This window comes from Bradyrhizobium sp., assembly GCF_004799405.1.
Taxonomy (GTDB): Bacteria; Pseudomonadota; Alphaproteobacteria; order Rhizobiales; family Xanthobacteraceae; genus Bradyrhizobium.
On sequence record NZ_SSMW01000073.1, the window covers coordinates 56,557 to 62,556 of the forward strand.

Below are 6,000 nucleotides of genomic sequence, written 5' to 3' on the forward strand. Positions count from 1 at the left end.
GCGACACAGGCATCAACGCGAGATGTTGCGGTGAACGTAACAGGAGTGGGGTCGAGTCAGCGATTCGGGCGCGATTCGTTCCGTAACCGTTCTTAAAGCTAAGCCGCGACCTTGCAGGCGTCGCATTGTGAAACAGTTCCGACGCAGAAACCCCCGAAAAACATGGCTTTCTCCTCTATGTCCACGTTCGCCAATGAACGGGCTCCCGGCAGCGGCGTCACCGCGGTGCTCGGGCCCACCAACACCGGCAAGACTCATCTCGCCATCGAGCGGATGCTGGCGCATTCCTCGGGCGTGATCGGCCTGCCGCTGCGGCTGTTGGCGCGCGAGGTCTACAACAAGATCGCCGACCGCGTTGGCGTCGATGCCGTCGCGCTGATCACCGGCGAAGAAAAGATCAAGCCGCCGAAGGCGCGGTTCTGGGTCTCGACCGTGGAGGCGATGCCCAGGGATCTCGACGTGTCGTTTCTGGCGGTCGATGAAATCCAGATCGCCGCCGATCTCGAACGCGGCCATGTCTTCACCGACCGCATCCTGCACCGGCGCGGCCGCGACGAGACGCTGCTGCTCGGTGCCGCCACCATGCGGCCGATCATCGAGCGGCTGTTGCCCGGCGCTTCCATCGTCACGCGACCGAGGCTGTCGCAACTCGAATTTGCCGGCGACCGCAAGATCACCCGCCAGCCGCGGCGCACCGCGATCGTGGCGTTTTCGGCCGATGAGGTCTACGCCATCGCCGAATTGATCAGACGCCAGCATGGCGGTGCCGCCGTGGTGCTGGGATCGCTCAGCCCGCGCACCCGCAACGCGCAGGTGGCGATGTTCCAGTCCGGCGACGTGGATTATCTCGCGGCCACCGATGCGGTCGGCATGGGCCTCAACCTCGACGTCGACCATGTCGCGTTCGCCTCCGACCGCAAATATGACGGCTATCAGTTCCGCCGGCTCAACCCGTCCGAATTCGCCCAGATCGCCGGGCGCGCCGGCCGCGCCACCCGCGACGGCACCTTCGGCACCACCGGGCGCTGCGCGCCGTTCGAGCCGGAACTGGTCAATGCGCTGCAGAACCACACCTTCGAGAGTGTGAAGGTCTTGCAATGGCGCAATTCCAAGCTGGATTTCTCCTCGCTGGGCGCGCTGCAGGTGTCGCTGGCGCAGGCGCCGTCGCACGAGGCGCTGACCCGCGCGCCGATCGCCGAAGACCTGCGCGTGCTCGATCACGCCGCCCGCGACGCCGATGTGCGCGACATGGCGCATGGCGCGGCCGCCGTGGAGCGGCTGTGGGACGCCTGCCAGATTCCGGACTACCGCAAGATCGCCCCCGCCGCCCATGCCGAACTGGTCACCACGCTGTTCGGCTTCCTGATGAACAAGGGACGCATCCCCGACGCCTGGTTTGCCGCCCAGATCGACCAGGCCGATCGCACCGACGGCGATATCGACACGCTGTCGAGCCGGATCGCGCATATCCGGACCTGGACCTTCGTCGCCAATCGCCCGGACTGGCTGGCGGACCCCGAGCACTGGCAGGCAATCGCGCGCGACATTGAAAATAAATTGTCGGATGCGCTGCATGAACGGCTCACGGAGCGTTTCGTTGATCGCCGTACCAGTGTATTGATGCGCCGCCTGCGGGAAAACACCATGTTGAATACGGAAATCGGCAAGACCGGCGAAGTGACTGTCGAGGGCCATGTGATCGGCCGCCTCGACGGCTTTACCTTCGCGCCCGAGGCGGCCGAAGCCGGCTCCGATGCCAAGGCCCTGCAGGCGACCGCGCAAAAGGCGCTGGCCGGCGAGATCGACGCCCGCGCCGAGAAACTGGCCGCCGCCCCCGACGACCAGTTCGTGCTGACCTCCGACGGCACCATCCGCTGGACCGGCGACGCGGTGGCCAAACTGGTGGCGGCCGACGAGGCGCTGCATCCGCGGCTGCGCATCATTTCCGACGAGCGGCTGACCGGCGCGCCGCGCGAAGCGGTGCAAACGCGGCTCGAGCTGTGGCTGAAGACGCATATCGAAAAGTTGCTGGGGCCGCTGTTCGACCTCGCCAAGGCCGAGGACATCACCGGGATCGCGCGCGGCATCGCGTTTCAACTGATCGAGGCGCTCGGCGTGCTGGAGCGATCGAAGATCGCGGCGGAGATGAAGGATCTCGACCAGCCGTCGCGGGCGAGTTTGCGCAAATACGGCGTGCGGTTCGGGGCCTATCATATCTACGTGCCGGCGCTGCTGAAGCCGGCGGCGCGCGCGCTGGCCGCGTTGCTGTGGGCGCAAAAGCAGGACAATGTCGACATGGCGGCGCTGTCGGGCGCGCAGCACCTGGCTGGCTCGGGCCGCACCTCGTTTCCGGTCGACAGGCTGCTCGACCGCGACGCCTATCGCATGCTCGGCTACCGGCAATGCGGCGAGCGCGCGGTGCGGGTCGATATCCTGGAGCGGCTGGCCGATCTCATTCGTCCCGCCCTGTCGTGGCGCGAAGCCTCGCCCGTCACTAAACCCGCAGGCGCGTTCGATGGCCGTGGTTTTGTCGTCACCCAGGCGATGACCTCGCTGACCGGCTCCGCCGGCGAGGACTTTGCCTCGATCCTGCGCGCGCTGGGCTATCGCATGGAGAAGCGGACACCGCTGCCGCCGAAACCGGCGGTGGTTGAAGCGCCGGCTGCAGAGACCGTTGCGGAAGCCGTGACCGAGACATCTGTTGAAACGCCGCCGGTTGAAACCACTGCGGAGGCGGTTTCCGCAGAGGCTGTGTCCGAAGCGCCGGCCCATGCCACCGCAGCGGCGGCGCGCGAAGAGGAGCCGGCCAAGGTCGAGGCGCAGCCCGAGCCGGTTGAAGCTCAGCCCGCGCCCGATGCCGTGGAGGAAACGCCGTCCGTTGAAGTGCCACAGCAACAGCCCGTCGTTGAAGCCACGACGGAGACGGCTGTCACCGGCGATGCCGCAGCGGCGGAAGCCGTTGCTGAAACGCCGACGACGCCCGAAACGCCGGCGATGCCTGAACTCATTGAAGTCTGGCGGCCCGGCGGCCGGTCGGAAGAGCGCCGGCCGCGTCACGATCGCAACCGACATCGCCATCACGATCGCGCCAAGACTCTACAGGAAGGTGCTCCGCAGGAAGGCGTTGCGCAGGAAGGTGCAGCAGCAGCCAGTCCGGGCGAAGCCGCCGATGGAGCCAGACGCGAGCGGCATGGACGCGGACGGCGCGAACGCAACAAGGATTTCCGCAAACCCCGCACCGACGCGCCGGTCGAAGCCGGCGCCGCTGCGGCGCCAAACGAGGGCGCGCCGGTCCGCGAAGACAAACGCGAAGACAGAGGCGGCCGTCCGCCGCGCGAGCGCTTTCAGGGCAAGGGCAAGGACGCCAAGGGACGCGACCACCGGGACAACAGGGACAAGGGCAAATTCGGTGGCGGGCGCGACAAGGGCGGCCGCGACAAAGGCGACCGTGACAGCCGCTCGGGCGGTCCGTCGCACCGGCAATATGCCTCGAGCGCGCCGCCGCGCGAACGCGAGCGCCCGATCGATCCCAATTCGCCGTTCGCCAAGCTGGCGGCGCTGAAGGAACAGCTCACCGCCAACCGCAAGGATCGCTAATCCTCCCCGAAGTGGTGTTATTTGGAGCGCCAGCGTCTCGACAAATGGCTGTGGCATGCGCGGGTGGTCAAGGCCCGCGCCAGCGCCGCTGCACTGGTCGAGGCCGGTCATGTCCGCATCAACGGCGTGCGCGAAAAGGCGCCCGGTCATTCGGTCAAGGCCGGCGACGTGCTGACGATCGGGCTCGACCGCACCGTGCGGGTCCTCAAAGTGGTCGGATTCGCCGAGCGCCGCGGCGACGCCTCGGCCGCGCGCGTGCTCTACCACGATTTGCAAGGCAGGCCGGAATAACTATCTAAGCGGTTGGATCAGGCAGCATAGAACCGCTTGAAAACGGCCTTCGGGACCGCAGCGCTTCCCTTGCGGCAGCGGGGTTCCTGCGCTACGCAAACCACACAAAATTGACCCGTTTCGGAGCCACCCTTTCCGGAGTTTTGGATGACTTACGTCGTCACTGAAGCCTGCATCAAATGCAAATATACCGATTGCGTTGAAGTCTGCCCCGTGGACTGCTTCTACGAAGGCGAGAACATGCTGGTCATCCATCCCGACGAATGCATCGACTGCGGCGTGTGCGAGCCCGAATGCCCCGCCGACGCCATCAAGCCGGATACCGAGCCCGGCATGGAAAAATGGCTCGAAGTGAACACCGAATACGCCAAGAACTGGCCGAACATTACCCAGAAAAAGGAATCCCCGGCCGACGCCAAGGATTTCGAGGGGAAGGAAGGCAAATTCGATTTATATTTTTCGCCCAAGCCCGGCGAAGGCGACTGACCGGATCGGGCGTTTTTCAGGCTGAAACGCCGATGCCGTTTTGCTCCGGTCGCACGAGGAGGCTTAACCCTAATCCCGGGATATCGCCGAAACCGCCGGTAAATCCCCCGGATTGGCCCTAAATCATTGATTTTTGCGGAAAATGTGCTATATTAGGCACATTACCAAGCCGAATCCGGCCAGCGTTTCTTTTGGCCTTCAGGGTTCCCGTGAAAACATCAAACAGGGGCGTGGCAGTTCCGCGCGCAGGCTGTGTCACAGAAAACGCGTAAAAAGAGTGCTTCCAAGGGTTCCAAAAAAGCCGCTGCGGCCAGCCGCAGTGCAACCAAAAGCCGTGCCCGGGCTTCTCTCAAGGACCCCCGGAAAGCCGCCAAGGCCTCGGCGGCCAAATCCTCAAAAAACAAAAGAAGCGCAATGCCAAACAAGACTGCGAAAACTGCCGCGAAAGCGACCGGTTCGAAAGCCCCTGCTTCGAAGGTTGCCGCCAAGACCTCTGCAAAGACTGCTCCGAAAACGCTCGCCAAACCGGGTGCGCACAAGCCTGCCGTCGCCGGCAAGCCGGCCGCCAAGCCCGCAGCCGCTGCCCCGCGCATCGAGGAACCGAAGAAGGTTCTGACCCAGCGTCAGGGCTTCAAGACCAACGAATTCGTGGTCTATCCCGCCCATGGCGTCGGCCAGATCCTGGCGATCGAAGACCAGGAGATCGCGGGCGCCAGGCTCGAGCTGTTCGTGATCAATTTCATGAAGGACAAGATGACGCTGCGGGTGCCGACCGCCAAGGTCGCCAATGTCGGCATGCGCAAGCTGTCGGAGCCGGCGCTGGTCAAGCGGGCGCTGGAAACCCTGAAGGGCCGCGCCCGCGTCAAGCGCACGATGTGGTCGCGCCGGGCGCAGGAATATGAAGCCAAGATCAATTCCGGAGACATCGTCGCCATCGCCGAAGTGGTGCGCGATCTCTATCGCTCGGAATCGCAGCCCGAACAGTCCTACAGCGAACGCCAGCTCTATGAAGCAGCACTCGATCGGCTGTCGCGGGAAATCGCCGTCGTGCAGCACGTGACGGAAACCGAGGCGGTCAAGGAAATCGAAGGCCAGCTCGCCAAGAGCCCGCGCCGCGGCGCCAAGACCGAGACCGAAGCCGGAGCCGACGGTGAGGCGGAAGCCGATGCCGATGGCGACGATGCCGCGGTAGCCGATGAAGCCGCCTAAGCGGGTTCGACCAGGTTTCAGGACAATCAAGAGCCCGGTCGATCAGACCGGGCTTTTTGTTTGCGGACGTCGCCCGTGATTTAGCGTCTGGTGGTTTAGCGAAATCTATCAGCGCGTCGTCCCCGCGAAGGCGGGGACCCATACCGCGTGATTTCTCGTTTTGATGGGGTGGTCGATACCTCATCTCACCACCGGCGACGGTGGCTATGGGTTCCGGCCCGGAGGCCGGGACCGACGATGGAGGTGAGCCCGCCGCGTCAATCCACCACGATTTTGACGCGGTCGCGCGCTTTTACTTGGGCATGCGCATCCAGCCCGTTGAGGACACGAAAGCGCTCGGTCGGGCGATCGACGCCGGCCATGCGGTGCGACAGCGATTCCACGGTGTCGCCGGGCTGCACCGTGATGACCTTGATG

At 64.8% G+C, this 6,000-nt stretch carries 5 protein-coding genes; 4 read left to right on the forward strand and 1 reads right to left on the reverse strand.

The features are described from left to right. The first annotated feature begins 162 nt into the window (after positions 1-162). The 4 genes from E7813_RS11215 (at position 163) to E7813_RS11230 (ending at position 5,583) form a co-directional block, all read left to right on the forward strand. On the forward strand, positions 163-3,597 hold the full coding sequence (locus tag E7813_RS11215; protein WP_291573785.1) for a helicase-related protein: 3,435 nt from the start codon (positions 163-165) through the stop codon (positions 3,595-3,597). Between the two features lie 21 nt (positions 3,598-3,618). Then, complete coding sequence (locus E7813_RS11220) at positions 3,619-3,888, forward strand: RNA-binding S4 domain-containing protein (RefSeq protein ID WP_291573787.1); 270 nt, start codon at positions 3,619-3,621, stop codon at positions 3,886-3,888. A 147-nt stretch (positions 3,889-4,035) separates the two neighbouring features. Then, on the forward strand, positions 4,036-4,374 hold the full coding sequence (fdxA, locus tag E7813_RS11225; RefSeq protein ID WP_291573788.1) for a ferredoxin FdxA: 339 nt from the start codon (positions 4,036-4,038) through the stop codon (positions 4,372-4,374). 414 nt (positions 4,375-4,788) lie between these two features. Further along, positions 4,789-5,583 carry a CarD family transcriptional regulator gene (locus tag E7813_RS11230; RefSeq protein WP_291573790.1) on the forward strand — a complete coding sequence of 265 codons (795 nt, stop codon included), beginning with the start codon at positions 4,789-4,791 and terminating at the stop codon, positions 5,581-5,583. A gap of 257 nt (positions 5,584-5,840) precedes the next feature. Here E7813_RS11230 and E7813_RS11235 read toward each other — a convergent pair. Beyond that, on the reverse strand, positions 5,841-6,000 hold a 160-nt coding region (locus tag E7813_RS11235), incomplete at its 5' end, for a LysM peptidoglycan-binding domain-containing protein (RefSeq protein ID WP_363331169.1).